This is a genomic window from Halorubrum sp. ASP1 (assembly GCF_005435135.1).
GTDB lineage: Archaea > Halobacteriota > Halobacteria > Halobacteriales > Haloferacaceae > Halorubrum > Halorubrum tropicale.
The window spans coordinates 1-519 of sequence record NZ_SGUA01000050.1 but is presented as its reverse complement, the minus strand read 5'-3'; the positions used below and the strand labels follow the sequence as shown (position 1 = coordinate 519).

At 59.2% G+C, this 519-nt stretch carries 1 pseudogene; it reads right to left on the bottom strand.

Features of this window, described 5'->3' with window-relative positions:
* Window positions 1–519, bottom strand: a pseudogene (locus tag EXE48_RS18950) (transcriptional regulator); the annotation flags it as partial.

Here is a 519-nt window from a genome sequence, read left to right as displayed (position 1 = left end):
TCCTCTAAGAGACGCTTCGACGGGAGACTCGCGAGCGAAAGCCGTACTTCGCTACTCCGAATCTCTCTCGGTGTCGCTTCTTGAGACAACCCTCGCCCGATTGCGTGGGCTACGTCGTACGGTGTCCGTGCAAACCCAGAGAATAGCCGTATCGCGTCTCTCGTCGCGTCGAGACCTTTCGCCCGACACATTGCCCGTGTTACTCGTGCAACCGTACTCGGACCATGCTCGACGACCACAGGGACTTTGAACGCAATCTCCGGCGCGTCCTCGTGAATCTCCCCAGGGTTCGACAGTCGGTCTTCTATTACGCCGGCGACGTGGTCCGCCCGATTCCCGAAGTCACCAACCACCGAGATCGACGCAATCAGGTTCGCATACGGATTGCTCGCGTCGACGACAGGGTCGAACGACTGACGTCGCTTCTCGTCTCGGTCTTCAAACAACAGTCGCCGGACTACGTGGTTCCCGTACGTCGCCGCAATCGGCGCGTTCTTCGCAAGCGTCGTTGCTAACAAC